The sequence below is a fragment of the Polaribacter uvawellassae genome, assembly GCF_039748955.1.
Taxonomy (GTDB): Bacteria; Bacteroidota; Bacteroidia; order Flavobacteriales; family Flavobacteriaceae; genus Polaribacter; species Polaribacter uvawellassae.
The window spans coordinates 59994-83262 of the sequence record NZ_JBDIZN010000006.1 but is presented as its reverse complement, the minus strand read 5'-3'; the positions used below and the strand labels follow the sequence as shown (position 1 = coordinate 83262).

Below are 23269 nucleotides of genomic sequence, written 5' to 3'. Positions count from 1 at the left end.
AATCTAGTATCAGAAAGCAGTTAAATTTGGTGCGTTTTAGAATTCGTAAGAAAGTAATTAGAATTCGTAAGTAAACAAGTTTTTATTTATTATAAACTACCAATTTTGTTGGATTTTTAATTGTGGTTTCATCCGCAAAAGACAAAATATATTGTTCTACTTTCTTTACAACTCTTGGTTGTGGATAGAGTAGTACTTTGTTAATATCTCCAGCCCATTCGTTTAAATATAAAACGGTCATGTGTTCGTTTGTTCTGTAATATTTCTGTACATTTTCTGGTAGTTTATCTTTTAGAGAATCATCAATCTGAACGTAGTAATAATCTAATTTAGAGGTAAAAAAACTAAAGGACAACAAATGATCCCAACCACCAAATAAATTGCTAAAAGGCAAGATGAATGTGAAGATGAAAATCAATCCTTTTTGATATGAAATAGAAGCTGTAAAAATCTCAGTAAACGAAGTTGTTTTTAACGTCCAGAAGATAATTAACACACTTAAAATATTTTGTAGATTCCACGGAATTACGTTAAAACCATATCCTAAATACAACAACATTACAATAATAATTGAATGCATCAATACAATTCCGTAAATGCCTAATTTTCTTGTTTTATTTGATAAAATAAAAATTCCTAAAATGGCTTCTAACCACGGAACAGCATAGGTAAATGCTAACAATAATTTCTCAGGAATAAAACTAAAATGCTTTAGTAAAGCGTGCATCCATTGTTCGTAGAAAATTCCGTTTAATTTTTGTACTCCGCTCCAAAAATAAGTCGCAACAAAAATTAATATAATGGTAAATAATAATTTTTTAGCTTCTGTGTTTTTAGGATAAATTACAATTGCAAAAATGGTCAAAAAACTTTGATAAAAATACGGTTGCAACCTGTTCTGATCTACAAAAGCTAAGTAAACATACAGTAACAAAACAAACCAACCTAAGAAACGTTTAGGTTTAAAAATATAGACAACTTGACTTACAAAAAAGATCCCTGCAAAAATCGAGTCAAACGGAGAACTCGGAATTGGAATCCAATCAAATAACGGAATCACAGGAAAGTTTTTGTCTGTAATCCAAAGTTCTGGAGCGTACAACATCATTGACAATACAGATAGAATTGCAAGAATTCTAACCGCGTTTACTTTTTGATGATCTGTTAAGTTTGTTATCACTTTTTAAAACTTTATGTCAGTTCGAGCGGAGTCGAGAACTAATAAAAAACCTCTCGACTCCGCTCGAGGAGACATCTAAAATACTAATTTCTCTTTTAAATATTTTGAAGTGTACGATTTTTTATTCAAAATTAATTCTTCTGGTATTCCTTGAAAGATTAGATTTCCTCCTTTTTTTCCGCCTTCTAAACCTAAATCAATAATGTAATCGGCACATTTTATCAATTCTATATTGTGTTCAATTACAATAATAGAATGTCCGCGTTCAATTAAGGCGTTAAACGACGCTAATAATTTTTTAATATCATGGAAATGCAAACCAGTTGTTGGTTCATCAAAAATAAATAACGCTTTGTCTTTTGTGTTTCCTTTCACTAAAAACGACGCCAATTTAATTCGCTGCGCTTCTCCGCCAGAAAGTGTAGAAGAAGATTGTCCTAATTGTACATAACCTAAACCAACATCTTGCAACGGTTTTAATTTCTGAACGATTTTTGTTTGCTCATTTTCTGTAAAAAATGTAACAGCATCATCAATTGTTGACGTTAAAATATCATCAATAGATTTTCCATCAAAAGTAATTTCTAAGACTTCTTTTTTGAAGCGTTTTCCGTTGCACGCATCGCATTCTAAATGCACATCTGCCATAAATTGCATTTCAATAGTAACTTCTCCATCTCCTTTACAAACCTCGCATCGTCCGCCTTCAACATTAAAAGAAAAATGTTTTGGTTTGTAATTTCTAATTTTCGCCAACTTCTGATTCGAAAATAAATTTCGGATATCATCATAGGCTTTTATATAGGTTACAGGATTTGAGCGAGACGAGCGCCCAATAGGATTTTGATCGATAAATTCGATGTGTTTTAAATTCTCAAAAGAACCTTTTATTTCTGTAAATTGACCTAATTTATCTCCGTAACCAAACAGTTTTTTTTGCATTGCTGGATACAAAATCTTTTTAACTAAGGTGCTTTTTCCGCTTCCAGAAACTCCAGTAATTACGGTTAGATTGTTCAATGGAAAAGTAACATCAATATTTTTTAGATTGTGTTCTCTTGCGCCGATCACTTCAATAAAATTGGTAGATTTTCTTCGAGTTTTAGGAACTTCAATTTTTAATTTTTCATTCAAATATTGAGCAGTTAAAGAATCGGATTTTAAAATATCTTTAAAGTTTCCTTCGGCTACAACATTTCCTCCAAAAGTTCCTGCTTCTGGACCAATATCAATAATATAATCTGCAATTTTCATGATGTCTTCATCATGTTCAACTACAATAACTGTATTACCTAAATCGCGCAAATCTTGCAAAACTCCAATCAAACGTTCTGTATCTTTTGGATGCAAACCAATACTTGGTTCATCTAAAATGTACATTGAACCAACTAAAGAGCTTCCCAATGAAGTTGCTAAATTGATACGCTGACTTTCTCCACCAGAAAGTGTGTTTGAAGTTCTGTTTAAGGTTAAATAACTCAAACCAACGTTCAATAGAAACTGCAATCTGTTATTGATTTCTGTCAACAAACGTTTTCCTATTTTTAATTCTTGATTATTTAGGTTGATGTTCTTAAAAAATTCTGCTAATTCATCAATGGGTAACGTAACCAAATCAGAAATTGTTTTGTGATCAATTTTCACATAATTGGTTTCTTTTCGCAAGCGTTTTCCGTTACATTCTGTACATTTTGTTTTTCCTCGATATCGAGAAAGCATTACTCTATTCTGAATTTTATAACTTTTTTCTTCTAATTTTTTAAAGAAATGATTGATTCCGTCAAATTTTTTGTTTCCAGTCCAAACCAATTCTTTTTGTTTTTCTGTTAACTCAAACCAAGGTTTGTGAATCGGAATGTCAAAATCGATGGCGTTATGCACTAAATCGTCTTTGTATTTTCTGAAAGATTCAGATTTAAAAGGAACAATCGCATCTTCGTAAATTGATAAACCTGTATTTTGAATCACCAATTCTTCATCAATTCCGATAACATTTCCGTAACCTTCGCAAGATGGACAAGCTCCGTATGGATTATTAAAACTGAACAAATGTGTGTTTGGCTCTAAAAATGTAATTCCGTCTAACTCAAATTTATTGCTAAATTCAACTGTTTTATTTGTATTTAAATTTTCTAAAAAACAGGTTCCTTTTCCTTCAAAAAAAGCAGTCTGAATAGCATCTGCCAATCTGTTGTAAAAATCTTCATCATCTTTTAAAATAATTCGGTCTACCACCAATTGCAAGGTTTCTTCTTTATAAGCGTCAAAAGGAAAATCTTCAATTCTTAAAATTGAATCGCTCATTTTAATTCTTGCATAACCTTGTTGAGAAAAAATATTCAACAGTGTTTTTAAATCTCTTGTTTTGTCTAAAAAAACAGGAGCTAACAATAATAATTTTGAACCAATTTCATAGGTTTTTACATGCTTGATAACATCTGCTACCGTATCTTTTTTTACTTCTTTATTAGAAATAGGCGAATAAGTTTTACCAACTCTGGCAAACAACAACTTCATATAATCGTAAATCTCTGTTGATGTGCCAACGGTAGATCTTGGGTTTGTAGCATTTACTTTTTGTTCAATAGCAATTGCAGGTGCAATTCCTTTGATGTACTCTACTTTAGGTTTGTGTAGTTTTCCTAAAAACTGACGCGCATACGAAGACAAACTTTCTACATAACGTCGTTGTCCTTCAGCATACAACGTATCAAAAGCTAAAGATGATTTTCCTGAACCAGATAAACCAGTAATTACAACTAATTTATTACGAGGAATAACAACATCTATATTTTTTAAATTGTGCAAACTTGCACCTTTAATAATGATATTTTCTTTCGGATTTACGCTGTTTAAATCTAACTTCATTTGTAAAAAAAGTAAGCGTTAAAAATACCATTTTTTAAGAGAAGAAAAAGAGAATTTTCATTTAAAAAATAGCAACTTATTTGTTTTTGTAAAATATTATCATCATATTTGAATCATTAATTCACTAAAAATCACGTGCGTATAGTTTAAAATTACTTTAACTGTTTATAAACAATAGGAACCAGAAGGCAAACTTGCTTTCTAAAAGTAATTTATGATGCGTGATAACAGAACCCCAGATAGCAATTTAGTTAGCGATTACATTAATGGTAATGAATATGCTCTTGAAATTTTAATTAAGAGACATCAACAACGTTTATTTAGCTTTATTTATAGTAAAGTTAAAAACCGTGATATTACCGAAGATATTTTTCAAGACACATTTATTAAAGTAATTAGAACATTAAAGAAAGGAAACTATAACGAAGAAGGTAAGTTTTTACCTTGGGTTATGCGAATTTCTCATAATCTTGTGATCGATTATTTTAGAAAATCGAATCGAATGCCAAAATTCAGAAATACAGACGAGTTTGATATTTTTTCTGTTTTGGGTGATGATGTGTTAAATGCAGAAAGAAAAATTATCAAAGAGCAAATTCATGCAGATGTTAGAGAACTAATAAATGAATTGCCAGAAGAACAAAAACAAGTATTGGTAATGCGTATGTATAATGATATGAGTTTTAACGAAATATCTGAAAATACAGGCGTTAGTATTAATACTGCGTTAGGTAGAATGCGATATGCATTAATTAATTTAAGAAAGCTAATAGAAAAAAATAAAATAATTTTGGTGAACTAATAATAAAAGTAAAAAAGTATCGTTATGTGATTAACAATCAAGTATTAAAACACATTATATGATGCAACTTTACTCTAAAAAGTCTCCCGATTTTAGGGAGCAGCCAAAACAAGAAACAATTCAATTTTTAATTAATTTTTCTAAATCATTAAAAGTAATTAAAACAGGACCAGACCAAGTTATTGAATTGGATTTGAATTAAGAGGGAAAAGCCTTAACTACCAGAGTTGAGGCTTTTTTGATGCCATATTTTTGTTCAAATATTTTGCAAAACAGAAATTAAACATAATTTTATTTTCTAAATTTATTTAGATTCTAGTCTTGTCTCTGTTTTTGTAATATTCATCTAAAACAGCTTGTCGTCCAATAGTTTTTGTGATGATGTCTTTTTCTAAATCCCAACCACGAGCTGGAGAATATTCGCGTCCATACCAAATAATTTGTAAATGCAAGTCGTTCCACAATTCTTTTGGAAACAATCGCTTTGCATCCTTTTCTGTTTGTGTAACGTTTTTTCCGTTGGATAAATTCCAACGATACATCAATCTGTGAATATGTGTATCAACCGGAAAAGCGGGAACACCAAAAGCTTGACTCATAACAACACTTGCTGTTTTGTGTCCAACTGCTGGTAATTCTTCCAATCCTTCAAAACTTTGCGGAACTTCTCCGTTGTATTTTTCAATCAAAATTTTAGACAAACCGTAAATGCCTTTGCTTTTCATTGGCGATAAACCACACGGACGAATAATTGCCTTAATCTCTTCTACCGTCATTTTTACCATATCAAACGGATTATCTGCTTTAGCGAACAAAATTGGCGTGATTTTATTCACACGAACATCGGTACATTGTGCAGACAATAACACCGCAATTAACAAAGTATACGGATCTTTATGATCTAACGGAATCGGAATTTCTGGATAGGTTTCTTGAAGTGTGTCAATTACAAATTGTACTTTTTCTTGTTTATTCATTTAAATGAGTTGCAAAGTTTAAGAGTTTCAAAGTTACAAAGTTAAAATTGAAATGAATTTTAATGTATCCTAAAAATTACTTTGCTACTTTGTATCTTTGTTACTAAACTACAAAAAATGACCACACTAAAAATAGGAGACAACGCACCAAATTTCGAATCGATAGATGAAAAAGGAAACATTGTAAAATTGTCTGATTATAAAGGGAGAAAATTAGTTTTGTTCTTTTATCCAAAAGCAAGTACACCAGGTTGTACTGCCGAAGCGTGCGATTTAAGAGATAATTACCAAACATTTTTAGCAAAAGGTTATGCGATTATAGGGGCTAGTGCAGACTCTGCCAAACGCCAACAAAATTGGATAAATAAACACGATTTACCTTTTCCATTATTAGCAGATGAAGATAAAACGGTTATCAACGCTTTTGGAGTTTGGGGACCAAAGAAATTTATGGGACGCGAATATGACGGAATTCACAGAACTACTTTTGTAATTGATGAAAACGGAATTATAGAAGACGTGATTACGAAAGTGAAAACGAAAGTACACGCTTCTCAAATTTTAGATTAAGCAACAATTAATCCTTTTTGAATTCCGAATTTAATCAATTCGGGTGTGTTTTTTGTGTTTGTAATTTCAAAAAGATCTCTTTTATGAGATTTTAAAGCACTTTCTGTAATGTTTAAAATTACGGCAAGTTCTTTTTCTTTTTTATCTGAATGTTGATATAATGCTTCTAAAATTTCTAATTTTCTTTTTGTAAACACTAAATTATCAATAGTAACTTTAGATGATTTGCTAGTGTTACCATTTGTATTTGTTATAGCACATTCTAAAATTACATCTTTAAAGCTGGTAAAATCAGTATCTTTTCCAATAAAAACATCAACACCATTTTCTAGAGCTTTGTCTTTTATATAATTATTGTTCATTGTTGTTAATGCAATGATTTTAAATGGTTTATTGGTGTTTCTTATTTCGGAGATAAAATCTAAAGAACTATTTCCATTAAAATTTACATCTAAAATTAATACATCTAATGGGTGATTTTTTGTAAAGTTAATTACTTCTTTAATTGTACAAAAGGTTGCAACAATATTGAGTTCTGAATGCGTATTAAGACTGCCTTTTAATGCTTCGCAAAAAAAACGATTGTCGTCTGCAATAACAACGTTTAGTTTTCTTTTATTCATCTATAGGAATACTAATTTTAATTTCTGTGCCTTTATTTTTCTCAGTTTCTATAGTAATTTTTCCGTTAATATCTTTTACGCGTTTTTCTATATTACTTAAACCGTAAGAGTTTTTAGCAATATTACTTTTATCAAAACCAATGCCATTATCACTAATTTTTAAAAGAATGTTTTTATTGTTTTCTTGCGATAAATTAATATTGATTTCTGATGCATTTGCATGTTTAATTGCGTTTGTAGTAAGTTCTGAAATTATACGATACAAATGCACACATTTTTTTTGAGAAAATTGTGTATTGTCAATAGAAAATTGATGTTGAATGCTGTTGCTATTTGTAAGTTGATTTAGCTTGTCAAAGAAATCAATTAAACTCTCAATAAAGTTTTCAGAATTTATTTTCGGTGCATATAAACTGTTTAATAAATAGCGATATTCTTTATAAAATGCATCTAAAATTTCCTGTATTTTTTCTGGTGTATTTTCTGCTTTTGTTAATAAACGAAGTTTTAAAGCTTCTAAATATCCACCAAAACTATCGTGTACATTTCCTAATAATTTATTGCGTTCTTGCTGTTGCATATTTAAAACAGAGTCTTGAAAATCACTACGCAATGTCAAGTTTTCATTTTTTAAACTAATTGCTAAAAACTCTGACTTTACTAATTGACTAATAATATAAAATAAAATTAAAGCTGTTTCTATTGCAATGGTAATGTAAAAATGATTGTCAATAAAAAAATAGGATGCTAACGATAAATCTAAACCAGGATTGCTATATAAAAAACGTATGTAAATAAGTAGTGTAGCTAAAAAACCAATACTTAAATAAAAAGGAATTACTTTTTTTCTAATCAAAATTAAATGCCCAATAATTATAAAAAATACCATAATTCTTTGTGGTAGCCATAAAAATATTTTTGGTAAATAAATGTCATTTACTAAAATAAACGAAAGCAAAATGATAACGCTTAAAAAATAAAAGCCTGTTATATATTTAAAAGCTTTTCTAATGTATTTAGTTTCTTTTGTAAACGGATAAAAAGAAATGTAAAACATACCAATACAAGCAGCACCAATGCTTTGAAACAATAATCTTTTTACAGAATGTTCTGTTGGAGTAGAGAAGATTTGAAGTTGTAAATCTATTCCGTGACTATTAATTAAATCAAAAGCAAAAGCAAAAACATAACCAGCATACCATAATAAACTATATTGTTTTTTTACAATAAATAAAGATGAAATAGCAACAAGCATTGCTAAGAAAAAAGCAAGTAGTAAGGCAATAATTGTACTGTCTTTTTGTGTGTATTTTATAAATTCTGAACTATTGAAAAGTAATAATTTTAAACTTGTAGCTCTTTTAGTGTCTCTCACTTTCACAAAAACATGTGTAGTTGTGTTCGTTTGGTTTAATTTCCATGTTGGAAACCTATATTCTGAGTTATAATCTTTGCTATTATTTAAATCTAAAGCATTTAATTCTTTAATTGTATTGTTGTAATATAAATACACTTTACCATATTCTAAAAACGGACTCCAAATAGAAAAGTATTTATCTTCATTTAAGTTGTCTATTTTAAAATGAAACCAAGATGTAGGTAAGTCTTTTAAATTAAAGATAATTTTATTCTCCATGGCAATATTAAAATCGCCTTTTTTATATAATTTAATTACATCGTTTATAGATAAAGAATCATTTTTTTGATTTAAAAAAGTAACGGATTTATATAATTCCTGCGAAGCATCATTCTTTGTAGAAGAACAAGAAATGAGAATAAAAACTAGAAAAATAAGACTTAAAAATTTATTCATTAAGGGCTTAAAATAATATAAAACTAAGGTAGCTTTTTTTTTGAAAAATAGAAAGCTACTTTTTGTTAAATATTTAGATTTAATTGTAATATGTTAAAGTTTAAATCCCATACTAAAGTATGGTGTTTAAGTTGGCCTTTCATTTTAATTTTGTTGTAATCCCCAATTTTACTTAAACATTATTATTATGAAGACAAAATTACTTTTACTATGCTCAGTTTTTTTAACACTGAGTACATTTTCTCAAGAAACAATAACCATTCCGGATGGAAACTTTGAGCAAGCTTTAATAGATTTAGGTTTTGATACTAATGGGTTAAATGGAAACATTTTGAAAACCGATGCCGAAGCAATTGATAGTTTAAAAATTTCTGATCCTGTTAACAATGCCTTATTACCAAATGTTTCTTCAAAAATTTCTGATTTAACAGGAATTGAAGCGATGACAAATTTAGTTTCTTTAGAAGCTGGGGTAAATGCAATTTCTTCTATAAATCTTTCTAAAAACACAGCGCTAACAAACCTGTTTGTAAATGAAAATCAGTTAACAGCCATAGATGTTTCTGCAAATACAGCATTAGAACGTTTTGGAATTATGCGAAATCAGTTTACTACAATTGATGTAAGTATGCTAACAAATTTAAAAGAATTATATTTTCATGAAAATGCGTTAACAACAATAGATCTATCTAATAATGTGCAATTATGGCATGTTAGATTGTATAATAACCAACTAACTTCTATAGATGTTAGTGCATTAACTTTATTACAAGATTTAAGAGTTGCTAATAATCAATTAACTTCTTTGGATGTTTCTGCAAACACCAATTTATTTGCTTTTAGTTGTAATGATAATTTACTAACTACGTTAAATGTTAAGAATGGTAATAATGCTAATTTTACGTATTTCGATTCAAGAAATAATCCAAACTTAAATTGTGTTCAAGTAGATGATGTTACTCACGCTACTAGTTATTGGGCAAATATTGATGGGCAAACAAGTTTTAATACAGATTGTGTAAATCCTGTAGTTTCTATACCAGACACAAACTTTGAGCAAGCTTTAATAGATTTAGGTTTTGATACTAATGGATTAAACGGAAACATTTTAAAAACCGATGCAGAAGCAATTACAGAGTTAAAATTAGAAAATACAGCAGATAATAGTACGTTACCAAATGTTTCAGCTAAAATTATGAGCCTTAGCGGAATTGAAGCAATGATAAACTTAACGTATTTAGATGTATATAATAATAGTTTAACTGGAGTAGATGTATCTAAAAATACAAAATTAGTTACATTATATATAGGAGCTAATCAGCTAACAGGTTTAGATATTTCTAAGAATTTAGATTTAAAGAAGTTATATGCAAGTGAAAATAATATTGAAGCTTTTGATGCAAGTAATAATACTAAATTAGAAGTTTTAGATTTAAATCAGCAAGCAAATAAATTATCGTCTTTAAATATTGTTGGTGCAACTGCTTTACGACAATTATATTTATGGAAAAACGAATTAGGAAGCATTGATTTAAGCAGTTTACCAAGTTTAGAAGAATTTGGAACCAGCGATAGCGAATTAACAGCTTTAGATGTTTCAAATAATGTATTGCTTAAAAAGCTTTGGGCAATAAATAATAAACTAACAGCTATTGATTTATCTAAAAATAAAGCTTTGTTAAGTTTATATTTAAGAGCAAATCAATTAACAACTATTGATGTTTCTAACAATACCGATTTAGAATATTTAGAAGTTCCAGAAAATCAATTAACAACTATTGATGTTTCTAAAAATACATTATTAGAGCGTTTGTATTTACACACAAATCAAATTACAGCTATTGATGTTACTAATAATCCGTTGTTAGAAAGATTGTATTTGTACGAAAATAAATTAATAACAATTGATGTAACAAAAAATCCGTTATTAAAAATTCTTTGGTTAGAAAACAACCAACTTACTTCTGTAGATTTAAGTAATAATCCAAATATTGATAATTTAGCAATGGGTACAAATCCGTTAACAACTTTAGATGTTTCTAATCAAGTTGCAATGCGAGTTTTAACCACAGAAAAAACACAAATTTCTTCGATAGATTTATCGGCAAACACAAAATTACAACAACTTTGGGTTGCAGAAAATCCTAATTTAACAGCGTTAGATTTAAGTAATAATCAAAAAATCTGGAATTTAGGTGCTAATGCAACTGGAATTACAGAATTAGATTTATCTAAGCAAAAAATTAAACATTTACACGGACAAGATAACTCTGCGTTAACTAAAATAAATTTAGCAAGTGGATTTAATGGTTTGGTAGAAACCATGAATTTAACAGGAAACACCAATTTAACTTGTGTGCAAGTAGATGATGTTAATTACGCAACTATTAATTGGACGAATGTTGATAGCGCTTCAATTTTTAATACAGATTGTGGATACAATCAACCAGATTTAGTAACCATTACAGACACAAATTTTGAACAAGCCTTAATCGATTTAGGTTTTGATACTAATGGTTTAAACGGAAATATTTTAAAAACCGATGCCGAAGCAATTACAGAGTTAAATGTTGCTTCAAAAAATATTGCCAATTTATCAGGAATTGAAGCAATGATTAATCTAACAAAACTAATAGCAAATGGTAATGCTTTAACAGCAATAAATGTAACAACATTATCAAATTTAACTTGGTTGTATGTGCAAGATAATCAGATCATAACATTAAATGTTTCAAGCAATTTACAATTAGATAGATTGTATATGTGGAACAATAAAGTAGCCACAATAGATCTTTCTTTAAACGTAGCATTAACAAGGTTTTATGCAGATACAAACTACTTTACAAATGTAGATTTATCTAAAAACGTAAACTTAATCAATGTTGCAATAGCAAATCAGCAATCGGCAAATAAATTAACTAGTATAGATGTTTCAACTTTAACAAATTTAAGTTATTTGTCATTAGAAAATAATGCTTTAACAGCAATAGATTTAAGTAAAAACACAGCGTTAACCAACGTAATAATTTTTAAAAACCAGTTAACAGCTTTTGATATTTCTAACAACACCAACTTAAAATATTTATGGTTTGGTGGAGATGAAGATGATTTAGGAGGCGATAATGAAACTAACAGATTATCAAGTTTAGATGTAACTAATAATCCGCTATTAAAAGAAATAATTATTGCTGGAACACAAAATGTTTCGAGTTTAGATCTTAGTAATAATAAAGACTTGTATTTATTAAACGCAAATAGAAATAATATTTCAAATTTAAATGTTAATGCAAATACAAAATTATCTGTTTTGGCTTTTGGTGATAATCCAATTTCAAATATTGATTTAACTTCTAATACAGAACTAGTTGAGTTATATGCTTGGGATGTAAGCGGTTTAACAAGTTTAGATTTATCTAAAAACACAAGTTTAAAGTCGGTACAAGTTTCTGGAACATCGTTAGTAGAATTAGATTTAGGATTGCAACCAATTATAAAATTGCATGCATCTAACATGCCAGAATTAACAAAGTTAAATTTAAAAAACACCAACAATGTTAATGTTAACGAAATGTTTTTAGAAAACAATTCAAAATTAACTTGTATTCAGGTTGATGATGTTTCGTATGCAACATCAAATTGGACAAATATTACAGACAATTCAGTTTTTAATGCAGATTGTGGATTTACAACTTCGGCAGCAGTTGTGTACATTCCGGATGCAAATATGAAAAATGCTTTGTTAGCAGATCCGTTTATCAATTCAAATGGCGATAATGAAATTCAAGTGTACGAAGCAGAAGCAATACATGATGATATTACAAGAGGAAACGATTTAGATATTACAGATTTAACAGGAATTGAAGCGTTTATCAACATTACTGGTTTAAACCTAAAAGGAAATAATTTAACAACGGTAGATTTATCTAAAAACACCAAGTTAAAATGGGTAAATTTAGAAGGAAACAAATTAGCATCAGTAGATTTTACTGCAAACACAATGCTTGAAGCAATTTATGTTGGGAACAATAATTTAACCGCTTTAGATGTAAGTATGTTGCCAAATCTAAAAACTATTTATGCGTTTCAAAATAAAATTACTGCAATAAATGTTTCTCAAAACAAAAATTTAGAAACATTATGGTTAAGCGAAAACGAATTATCTGCCATAGATTTATCTGCTAATACAGAATTAAAACAAATCAATTTAGATTGGAACTATAACATTTCTGCAATCGATTTTACAAACAACACAAAATTATGGAGAGTTCATTTATGGAAATTAAAACTAACTTCTATAGATGTTTCTATGTTGCCAGAGTTAGCACGTTTTTATATATCAGAAAACAGTATTACTGCTTTAGATATTACTAAAAATACCAAATTAACAGATTTTAGAGCAAGTAAAAATCCTTTAACATCGTTAGATGTTTCTAAAAACATATTGTTAGAAAGAATTGATATTGAAGATTGTGATATTTCTCAATTTGATGTTAGTAAAAACATCAACCTTAAAAGGCTTTGGATACAAGAAAATGGCTTAAACGGAATCGATATTTCTACCAATACTTTGTTAGAAGAATTTATAGCAAGCCATAATAATATTGTAAATGTAGATATTTCTAATAACTATTATATCAAGAAATTATTACTAGATGATAATTCTTTGGAGCGTGCATATCTTAAAAACGATTACAATTCAGCAATTACAGAATTTAATATTAAAGATAACGCAAATTTAAGTTGTATTGCGGTAGATAATGCAACTTGGTCAACAGCAAATTGGACAAATGTAGATGCTGGTGCATCGTTTAGTTTAGATTGTTCTGCAGAATGGGAAGTTTATACAACAGATACAAATTTAAACTCAGCAATTGTTGTAATTCCTGGGTTAGATGATGATGGCGATGGTGTTATAACTTACGAAGAAGCACAAGCTTTTACGGGCGATTTAGATTTAAGCGGGAAAGGAATTACCGATGCAACAGGTTTAGAAGCTTTTACAAACGCCAGAAGTATTAACATTTCTGGAAACGATATTACAGATATTAATAAGTTGTTAAACGGAACTAATGTGGTAATTTCTTCAAGGGAAACTAAACAGAAACAGTATAAAAGTAGAGCTGCAATTACAGGTTTACAAACGCTTGATGTAAGTAATAACAAAATAGAAAGTATCGATTTAAGTAAGTTAACGTCTTTAAATACGTTAACAACCTTAAATGTTTCTAACAATAAACTAACGAGCTTAAAAATTAATAATGGACATAACAATACACTTACAACTCTTGATGCAACAGGAAACGCAAACCTAACTTGTATTCAAGTTGATAATGTAACAAACGCAACAAATGCTGCTGGTTGGACAAAAGATGCAACAGCAAATTATAGCGAAAGTTGTACAACTGTTTTATCGGTTGATGATGCCTTTTTATCAAAAGCATTAAGATTGTATCCAAATCCAGTTAATACTATTTTAAATATTGAAATAAGTAATCAAATAGAAATTAAAAAAGTGCAATTATTTAATATTGTGGGGAAATTACTAATAGAAAAAGAAGGTGTAAATCAATTAAATGTAAATCAATTACCAAGCGGAATTTATTTACTTAAAGTTGAAACAGACAAAGGGAGAATTGTAAAGAAAATAATGAAGAAGTAAACTTACTTCCATAGTAATAAAAACAGCGTACCAATGGTATGCTGTTTTTTATGCTAAAGTTTTAGGTTTCGCTAACGGTTTTGTATATGATACGTTGCGTGTTTTAGCATGTAATTTAGCAAATAAAAACCTAATAGAAAATCCGTGAGGATTTTCGTAAGTAGGCGAGTACTAGCAATGGATTATATACGTTGTTGTGCTTTCGTTATTTAATTAATTTGTTTGATTTTACGAAAGACCTTAATCATCGGCTCTGTTCTCTATTTCCAATGCAATTAAATCATTTAATTCTCTGACATCGCTTTCTAATTTTTTGAAAGCACTTAATTGTCTATGGTAATTATCGCTTAATACGTCTAAATTATTCATAACAAGTTTGTTATCAATCATATTTGATATAGAGTTTTTCAAAGCGCTCATTGCGTTTTCAAAATCTTTTTTAGCGAATTTTATATCTACATATTCAGAAAAAACAGGACTTAAAGGCGCAAAATCTTTGGCATTATAAAGACCTTCTGAATGCTGCATAATACGTTTGTGAGTAGTTTCAGATGTTTTGTCCCAATTTATTATCGACGTATAATTATTGTTCAATGCAATTAGTTTTATTTTAATGGAATCATTTTTTATGATGTCTAAATTCCCACTACTCAACATTTCTGAAAATGTGTCTTGTGTTGGATTAATATTATTCCACGTTACAGCGAATTTCAAATTCTCTGCTAATTTTATATAGTCAATGGTATCTTTTTGTTTATTAAAATTAAGAGCTATTGTATTTTGTATATGCTGCACTTGAGTTTTACGTCTTGTGTGAGTGTCTTTCCATAGAATTTCGTTTTTATTTAAATCAACTAATAATCGTTTTAAGTAACTTATTTCAACTTTTCGTTGTTTACTTCTTTCATTGCTGTTGTTAATTTGCAATGCTATTAGTATTCCAATAACAACAAGAATGATTTCTCCAACTGCATAAATCAAATACTTACTGAATTTATTTTCAGAGAGTAATTTTTGTCTAATTTTTCTAAAGAATTTTATCATTGGTTAGCGGTTGGTTATAATGAAGCACAACTAAACGAATATGATTCCGTTTTAATGAATTATATTCAGTGTTAGCGAAGTTATCGAAAAATACGTTTAGAAACAAGCTAAATTAATAGCTAAAGATGTTTGTTTTTTAAAATTGATTAGCAATTTGAAAGCAAAACTCTAAAGAACTAAAATCTAGTTTTCTTGTGTTATCTATTTTTGAAGGTAAAAGTCCTATAAGTTTTTTCAGAAAAACACTTGCAGTTAAAAGAGTGCCTAGGGAATTTGGATGACTACCATCTTTAGTATATAATTTAATTGATGGTTGTTTTTTCTTTGCAAGCTTCCATGCTTCTCCAACCAAAACAGCAACTCCATTGTTTTGTTCAGCAGCTTCTTTGTAAACATTTGTAATTATTTTTTGAGTTTCAGGAGCTTTTTCTCTTGACCAAGTTGTAAAAAAATAAGGTTTAGCTCCTTTCTTCTTTATCAAATCACTTAGCTTTTTTGAATAGAAATGAAACTCTTGTTTATTGGATAAAGTTCCCATACTTTGTTCTTGTAAAACAACAATATCAAAGTCTCCATTTTTAATTAATTCCTTTGTTTTTAAACCACGTTCATTGTTGTAATGATATTTTAATCTTGCACCACCAATTGCACTCATTCTTGTTTTAATAAATGTGGATGAGTTTTTAGAAAGGTCAGAAACCATTTTTGGTAAATTTGAATAATACGTATAACTATTTCCTACAAAAAGCACTTTTAAAGTATCTTTTTGAGCAAAAGAAATTATACTATTTAGCCATAGAAAAGTAAACAGAAAAAACTTAAAAACATGTTTCATATATCTACAATTTAAAACTGCACTCCAATTTTAAAATTCAACACTCTTCCTGTCATGTAATTCGGAATTCCGTACATGGTTTTAGAATACACATCTCTTACCCAAGTATTGGTAATCGAATTGTTAATATCAAACAAATTAAACAATTCCAATCCGGCAGTTAATTCTTTAAAATTACGAAGCCAGCCAGAAGTTGCTTTTTTGTTTTTATCCACAAAAATGTAAGAAACGCCTAAATCTGCACGTTTATAAGCACCTAATCTACTTTGAAATTTATAGACATCCGCATAACTTGGAGAACCTCCAGGAACGCCAGAATTGTACACCAAGTTTAAATACGCTTTTAAATCTGGTAAATTTGGCACATAATCTTGAAACAAGATTCCCAATTTAAAACGTTGGTCTGTTGGTCTGTCAATAAAACCTTTATCGTCAATATTTTCTTGTGTTTTTAGCAAACCTAAACTAATCCAACTTTCGTTTCCAGGAACAAATTCTCCGTTTAACCGAATATCGATTCCTGTTGCGTACGCAGTGGCGTTGTTTTTTGCTTGATAACGAATCCGAACATTATCTACCGTGTACGGATTTACATTGCTTAAATGTTTGTAATAAATTTCTGTAGTTAATTTAAAAGGGCGTTCCCAGAGTGTAAAACTATAATCGTTTCCAAGAACTGCATGAATCGATTGTTGCGCTTTTACTTCTGGATGAATTCCTCCCAAATTGTCTTTCAATTCTTTGTAAAATGGTGGTTGATAATACAATCCGCCAGAAATACGAAACAACATGTCTTTTTCCCAATCTGGTTTGATGGCAAATTGTGCTCTCGGGCTAAATATAAAATGACTTTCTGATGCGATTCCGTTTGCTTTTACAGACCAATTCTGAAAACGCATTCCGACATTGTACCAAATTTGATGTTCGTTCCAGAAATCTTTTCTGCTGAATTGCGCAAAACCAGAAACACGATTGATTGTTACATTATTTGTTGCTCTAATGCTTTGATACGGTTGCAATGCGCCTTGATATGGATCGTAAGGTTGATCATTTATAGAATGATGTGGCGGACGAATGGAAAATCCAACAGAATCAATTACTTCCCATTCTATAATTCGGTCTTTAATATCTTCTACTTGATATTTAATTCCGACTTCCAATTGATTGTTGTCCTTTTTGTAAATTCCTTTCAATTGCAAATTGGTAATTAAAGCATCTAAATCGTTTCTTGCATGATTTAATTGTGAGCCAATTCCAGTAGAAAATTCTACTTCTCCAAAATTTTCAGAACCTAAATTGCCATCAACTTCGCCTAAATTGTACGAAGCCAAAATATCAAAATATTCTTCTTCTTGCGTGTTATACATTGATACTGTCGCATTTAATGTAATTTCTTCGTTGAGTTTGTAATCCGCTTTAAAAGCGCCAAAACTTGTAATGTATTTATCTTTTTCTTGTCCGCTGTAAAAAACAATCAATTCAATTGGATCTAGCAACGTTCCAAAACGAGTTCTACGAGAAATAGGAGTATAGTTGTAATTGTTTAGCGAAAAATTTCCTAAAAAATCTACATTTAATTTATCATTTATCTGATAACTTGCAAATGCTTGAACATCTGTAAAACTTGGTTTGTAATTGGTTTCTATTTGTTTGCTATTTACAAACAAACTGTTGTTTCTGTGACGTAAACCAATAAGTGCGCTTCCTTTTTTATTGTTGGTTTGTCCTTCTATAGTTGCGCTTGCACCAACCAAACTCAATGCTACTTGTGTTTTAAATTCTGTTGGTATTCTGTACGTAATATCTAAAACCGATGACAATTTATCGCCATATTTTGCTTGAAATCCACCAGCAGAAAAATGAATATTCTGCACCATATTAGAATTGATAAAACTCAAACCTTCTTGTTGACCAGAACGCACTAAAAACGGTCTGTAAACTTCAATTCCGTTTACATACACAAGGTTTTCATCAAAATTTCCACCTCTAACATTGTATTGCGTGCTTAATTCGTTGTTATTATTTACACCAGGCAACGTCATTAATAAATTTTCTACGCCAGCATTTACGCCCGGCAATCGTTTTACTTTAGCAGCATCAATGGATTTTATTCCTTTTGCTGCATTTTTATTGTTTTTGATAACAACTTCGTTTAGCTCATTATTTAAAGCAGTTAGAATAGGCGAGTAGGTAAGTACTCTTTTGCTTCGTAAAGTAATTTTTTTGGTGTGCTTTAAGTAAGAAACATGACTAAATACAACTTCTATTGTTTTCAGAATCGGAATTGTTAGTTCGTAATAGCCTTTTGCATCGGTTGTGGTTCCGGTATTTAAATACGTAACTGCAACATCTTTAATTGGCGAATTTTGTTTGTTGATAACAACACCTTTTAGAGTTGTGGTATTTTGTCCAAGAATCGAAAACGGTAGTATTAAAATAAGAAGGAAAAGTTTTTTCACTAAAATGTTTTGTTTAAAACGCTAATTTATTCTTTTTTATAGAACGTAGCATTAAGTGTATTCGTATTTCCAACATTATCTTCTACAACTATTTCTAATTGATGTTTGGCGCCAACTAATTTTTTATCTTTAAAATGATACACAATTTGCTTCTTCTTTAAGTTGTATTCCATCAAAATCCATTCGCCATCTAAAGTAGCAGTGTACGATTTTATTCCAGATATTTTATCATCAATTTTTACAATAATTTTATTCTGATTTGTAATCCATTGACCACTTTTAAAGTTGATTAATTTTATTGCAGGATTCTGTTTATCAAATAATAAAGTGTATTTACCTAAAGTTTTTGTTGTAGTGTAGAATTTATCATTTTTCTTTCTTGTATTTTGATAAGAAGGATATTTTTTGTTATTAACATTTGCAATATATAGTTGACTTTTTTCATCTTCTGTGTATTTAGAAACATCAAAAGTTAAGGTATAACTTTTATCTAACGGAATTCTTGGATTGTGAATTTCTGCAATATTATTTTCAACGTTAAAATCTAAATACACATCATTATAAAAAGTGTTTTTTGGAAACGCAATACTAACGCCGTTTTGCTCAAACTTATGGAATTTGTTAGCTATAATTTTATATGCAGTTGTGTCTTTTGCTTGTCTAAATACAACATTACTTTCAACACCTTTTATCGGAATTCTAACTGTAGTTTTATTGCCAACAAAATCTGACGCAATAATTTCTACTTTATAATTAAACCCGTTTTTTATGTTTACAGTTCCGTTATTTAGCAATGATTTATAAATTTTTAATTTATTTGATTTCTCTTTAAACGTTTTCTGAAACTTGTTTTTAAAACGAGCGTAATTATCATAATCAATCAACAAATTAATATATTTACTTTCTGCAAAAGAAAAAGTTTCAAGAACGTGATGATACACTTGATGCCCATTTACTTTCATTTCTAAACTGTAAATTCCGTTTTTATTATTAGCGCCGTTTAATTGGTCGTACACTTGAACACCAAATCCAATTGGGCCTTTAGCATTTATTCTATTTGTTGTGTATGTGTTATTTCCGATAGATTTAAACGACAACAACGATTTTTTTACTGATTTATTGATTCGAGTAGAATCTGACAACGGATACACAAATATACCTTTAAGCTTTGGAGCGATGGTGTCTTTAACTTTAACGCCAAACAATAACGGATTGATAATTTTTTCTGTTTTTGTATCTCTAATTTCGTAATGTAAATGCGGAGCAACAAATCCGCCAGTACTTCCAGAATACGCAACTACTTGCCCTTTTTTTACAGGAATTTCTCCTTTTTTAGGAAAAATATTACCAGTTTCGTAGTTTTTCTTTTTGTATTGAATTGACTTTACGTATTCTTCAATTCCGTCACCAAATTTACTAAGATGTGCGTACACAGAAGTGTAACCATTTGGATGCGTTATATAAATTACTTTGCCGTATCCCCAAAGCGCCACTTTAATTCTAGAAACATAACCATCTGCAACGGCATACACTTTTAAACCTTCTTTTCGTTGCGTTTTAATGTCTATTCCAGCATGAAAGTGGTTTGTTCTAAGTTCACCAAATGTTCCAGCCAAAATAGTTTTAATGTCTAAAGGATTTCTAAAATCTTTAGTAGGATACTTTTTTTGCCCAAAAAATAATGAAGTTGTAAAGAGGAATATAAATACAAATACTGGTCTCAAATCTCAATTTTTAGCTAAAATAGTAAAAATATAAAGCAGACAAAAGTCAAAATTTTAGAATGCTAATTAACAGCAGTTTAGAAATTAATAGTTAAAAAGAGTCTATTTTTTTGTGTTTTAGGTTTCAGAATGTTAACTTTGTTGTTATAGTTTTGATTCAGAAAATTGATGAGTAAAACACTAGAAGCAATTCATTTACTAGAAGATAGGTTAAAAACACTTTTAGCTAATTATGAATTTTTAAAAGAAGAAAACGAAATTCTTCTTCAAAATGTTGGTAAATTACAACTTCAAATAAATAGGAATCAGCAAACGATAGAAGATCAAAATCAAAAATTTGAACTTTTAAAAATTGCAAAAACTATTGATGGCAGTAACGATAGTACAAGAGAAACAAAACTCAAAATAAATGCTTTAATTCGAGAAATCGATAAATGTATTGTTCAATTAAGCGAATAAAAAAGTTCATTAACAGTGTCAGGAAAATTAAAAATTAATGTAGTAATTGCAGGAAGAACGTATCCTTTAAGTGTTAAAAATACACAAGAAGAAGAAGGAATGAGAAAAGCTGCAGCTAATATTAATCACTTAATTTCTTTGTACGAACAAAATTATGCAGTTAATGACAAACAAGATGTCTTGGCAATGTGTGCCTTGCGTTTTGCATCACAATTAGAAATTTCGTCTATTGATAAAAATGATAATACAGATAAAGCTTTACAAAAAATAAATAAACTAAATGAAATGTTACAATCTCATTTAGATTAAGTTCATTAAAATAGAATTACAATACACTGCCTACGTTAGTATAAGTTTATTAAACTCAACACTATTCAATTATGAAGGATGAGTCATAATTGTAAAAGCAAGCCACAAGTTCTGAATTTATTTTCAGTTTCTAAATGGATCCTTGATCAATTAGTTAATCCTATAAATGCCATAATGGAGTTTAAAAAAACCACTGATGTAGGCTTTTTTTATATATAAATAGAAAATTATGGATGGAATGATACTTCCTGCTTTGTTGGGAATTTTTATAGGAGTTGCTATAGGGTTTATAATTGCGAAAGCTCTTGAAAAATCTAAAGGGAAAAAGCTTTTAAATAGTACAAAAAAAGAAGCAACTTCAATACTTAAACAAGCCAATATTGATGCAGAATCACTAAAGAAAGATAAAATATTACAAGCAAAAGAAAAGTTTATAGAACTAAAATCTGAGCATGAAAAAGTAATATTATCTAGAGAAAAGAAAATATCTGAAGTAGAAAAGAGAATTCGCGATAGAGAATCTCAAATAGCCTCAGAAGTTGATAAAACAAAAAGATTAAACAAATCTTTAGAGCAAAAAGAAGCCGATTTTACCTATAAGTTAGATTTTTTAGAAAAGAAAGAAAGTGACTTAAACAAGATGCATCATAGACAAGTTGATATGCTTGAGCAAATTTCTGGATTATCTGCAGAAGAAGCTAAAAAAGAATTAGTAAGCACTTTAAAAGAGCAAGCTAAAGCTGATGCAATGGCTTTTATTCAGAACTCAATTGAAGAAGCAAAACTGACCGCAGAACAAGACGCTAGAAAAGTTGTACTTAGTACAATTCAACGAGTTGGAGTAGAACAAGCAGTAGAAAACTGTGTTTCTGTTTTTAACTTAGAATCAGACGATGTTAAAGGTAGAATTATTGGTAGAGAAGGAAGAAATATTAGGGCAATTGAAGCTGCAACAGGAGTTGAGATTATTGTTGATGACACACCAGAAGCAATTATTTTATCGTGTTTTGATCCAGTAAGAAGAGAAATTGCACGTTTGTCTTTACACAAATTAGTTACCGACGGAAGAATTCATCCTGCGAGAATTGAAGAAGTTGTAAAAAAGACAGAAAATCAAATTACACAAGAAATTATAGAAGTTGGTAAACGTACTGTTATCGATTTAGGAATAAATGGATTACATCCAGAGTTAATTAAAACTGTTGGACGAATGAAATATCGTTCTTCTTACGGACAAAATTTATTACAACACTCAAGAGAAGTTGCTAATTTATGTGGAATTATGGCTTCAGAAATGGGTTTAAATGCTAAAATGGCAAAACGCGCTGGTTTATTGCATGATATAGGAAAAGTGCCAGATGCAGAAAGCGAATTGCCACATGCTTTATTAGGAATGCAATGGGCAGAAAAATATGGAGAAAAACCAGAAGTTTGTAACGCAATTGGAGCGCATCATGACGAGATAGAAATGAAAAGTTTATTGTCTCCGATTGTACAAGTTTGTGATGCAATTTCTGGCGCAAGACCAGGAGCAAGAAGACAAGTATTGGATTCTTATATTCAGCGTTTAAAAGATTTAGAAGAAATAGCATTCGGATTTAATGGTGTTCAAAAAGCATATGCAATTCAGGCTGGACGTGAATTGCGTGTTATGGTAGAAAGTGCTAAAGTAAATGATGAAAAAGCTGCGGAATTATCTTTTGGAATTTCACAAAAAATTCAAAATGACATGACTTATCCAGGTCAAGTTAAAGTTACAGTAATTAGAGAAACAAGAGCTGTAAACGTAGCAAAGTAAATCCTCCTCTAACTCCTCCAAAGGAGGAGAACACTCAAATAAATAAGATATATATTGAATTTCCTGCTAAATTATTGGCAGGATTTTTTTTAAATACCATTTTCGGTATGAGTTTCTTCCCTTTGGGAAGATTAAGATGGGATTTGGAG

The 23269-nt window shown here is 29.6% G+C and carries 16 protein-coding genes; 7 read left to right on the top strand and 9 right to left on the bottom strand.

Features of this window, described 5'->3' with window-relative positions:
* Positions 1-82: 82 nt before the first annotated feature.
* Together ABDX67_RS12010 and uvrA are read right to left on the bottom strand one after the other, a co-directional pair.
* On the bottom strand, positions 83-1180 hold the full coding sequence (locus ABDX67_RS12010; RefSeq protein WP_347175276.1) for a MauE/DoxX family redox-associated membrane protein: 1098 nt from the start codon (positions 1178-1180) through the stop codon (positions 83-85).
* A gap of 75 nt (positions 1181-1255) precedes the next feature.
* A complete protein-coding gene (gene uvrA, locus ABDX67_RS12005) occupies positions 1256-4048 on the bottom strand; it encodes an excinuclease ABC subunit UvrA (RefSeq protein WP_347175275.1) in 2793 nt (930 codons plus the stop codon).
* Positions 4049-4265: 217 nt separating this feature from the next.
* Between uvrA and ABDX67_RS12000 the strand changes: the two genes are divergently transcribed.
* Together ABDX67_RS12000 and ABDX67_RS11995 are read left to right on the top strand one after the other, a co-directional pair.
* The gene (locus ABDX67_RS12000) at positions 4266-4850 is read left to right on the top strand and encodes an RNA polymerase sigma factor (protein ID WP_347175348.1); all 585 of its coding nucleotides are present in this window, start codon (positions 4266-4268) and stop codon (positions 4848-4850) included.
* Positions 4851-4908: 58 nt separating this feature from the next.
* Complete coding sequence (locus ABDX67_RS11995) at positions 4909-5052, top strand: hypothetical protein (RefSeq protein ID WP_347175274.1); 144 nt, start codon at positions 4909-4911, stop codon at positions 5050-5052.
* A gap of 106 nt (positions 5053-5158) precedes the next feature.
* On the opposite strand, the gene ABDX67_RS11990 is transcribed toward ABDX67_RS11995, so the two are convergent.
* A complete protein-coding gene (locus tag ABDX67_RS11990; RefSeq protein ID WP_347175273.1) occupies positions 5159-5827 on the bottom strand; it encodes an endonuclease III domain-containing protein in 669 nt (222 codons plus the stop codon).
* A 117-nt stretch (positions 5828-5944) separates the two neighbouring features.
* Here ABDX67_RS11990 and bcp point away from each other — a divergent pair, with 117 nt between their 5' ends.
* Positions 5945-6397 carry a thioredoxin-dependent thiol peroxidase gene (bcp, locus tag ABDX67_RS11985; protein ID WP_347175272.1) on the top strand — a complete coding sequence of 151 codons (453 nt, stop codon included), beginning with the start codon at positions 5945-5947 and terminating at the stop codon, positions 6395-6397.
* On the opposite strand, the gene ABDX67_RS11980 is transcribed toward bcp, so the two are convergent.
* Both ABDX67_RS11980 and ABDX67_RS11975 read right to left on the bottom strand, forming a co-directional pair.
* On the bottom strand, positions 6394-7020 hold the full coding sequence (locus ABDX67_RS11980) for a response regulator transcription factor (protein WP_347175271.1): 627 nt from the start codon (positions 7018-7020) through the stop codon (positions 6394-6396). The genes bcp and ABDX67_RS11980 overlap by 4 nt on opposite strands.
* The gene (locus ABDX67_RS11975; protein ID WP_347175270.1) at positions 7013-8833 is read right to left on the bottom strand and encodes a sensor histidine kinase; all 1821 of its coding nucleotides are present in this window, start codon (positions 8831-8833) and stop codon (positions 7013-7015) included. The genes ABDX67_RS11980 and ABDX67_RS11975 overlap by 8 nt, the downstream gene beginning before the upstream one ends.
* A 187-nt stretch (positions 8834-9020) precedes the next feature.
* On the opposite strand from ABDX67_RS11975, the gene ABDX67_RS11970 reads away from it, so the two are divergent.
* Positions 9021-14492, top strand: coding sequence for a T9SS type A sorting domain-containing protein (locus ABDX67_RS11970; RefSeq protein WP_347175269.1), 5472 nt, complete (start codon positions 9021-9023; stop codon positions 14490-14492).
* 240 nt (positions 14493-14732) lie between these two features.
* On the opposite strand, the gene ABDX67_RS11965 is transcribed toward ABDX67_RS11970, so the two are convergent.
* From ABDX67_RS11965 to ABDX67_RS11950, 4 genes are all read right to left on the bottom strand, one after another.
* The gene (locus tag ABDX67_RS11965; RefSeq protein ID WP_183490593.1) at positions 14733-15536 is read right to left on the bottom strand and encodes a DUF6090 family protein; all 804 of its coding nucleotides are present in this window, start codon (positions 15534-15536) and stop codon (positions 14733-14735) included.
* A gap of 136 nt (positions 15537-15672) precedes the next feature.
* A complete protein-coding gene (locus tag ABDX67_RS11960; RefSeq protein ID WP_347175268.1) occupies positions 15673-16371 on the bottom strand; it encodes an SGNH/GDSL hydrolase family protein in 699 nt (232 codons plus the stop codon).
* A gap of 11 nt (positions 16372-16382) precedes the next feature.
* A complete protein-coding gene (locus ABDX67_RS11955; protein WP_347175267.1) occupies positions 16383-18830 on the bottom strand; it encodes a TonB-dependent receptor in 2448 nt (815 codons plus the stop codon).
* 26 nt (positions 18831-18856) lie between these two features.
* On the bottom strand, positions 18857-20554 hold the full coding sequence (locus ABDX67_RS11950; RefSeq protein ID WP_347175266.1) for a M23 family metallopeptidase: 1698 nt from the start codon (positions 20552-20554) through the stop codon (positions 18857-18859).
* Positions 20555-20722: 168 nt separating this feature from the next.
* Between ABDX67_RS11950 and ABDX67_RS11945 the strand changes: the two genes are divergently transcribed.
* The 3 genes from ABDX67_RS11945 to rny all read left to right on the top strand — a co-directional run bounded on the left by ABDX67_RS11945 (position 20723) and on the right by rny (position 23120).
* Positions 20723-21013 (top strand): hypothetical protein, encoded by a 291-nt coding sequence (locus ABDX67_RS11945; RefSeq protein ID WP_347175265.1) that lies wholly within the window; start codon positions 20723-20725, stop codon positions 21011-21013.
* Positions 21014-21028: 15 nt separating this feature from the next.
* On the top strand, positions 21029-21322 hold the full coding sequence (locus tag ABDX67_RS11940; RefSeq protein WP_347175264.1) for a cell division protein ZapA: 294 nt from the start codon (positions 21029-21031) through the stop codon (positions 21320-21322).
* Positions 21323-21551: 229 nt separating this feature from the next.
* Positions 21552-23120 (top strand): ribonuclease Y, encoded by a 1569-nt coding sequence (gene rny, locus ABDX67_RS11935; RefSeq protein WP_347175263.1) that lies wholly within the window; start codon positions 21552-21554, stop codon positions 23118-23120.
* Positions 23121-23269 lie beyond the last annotated feature (149 nt).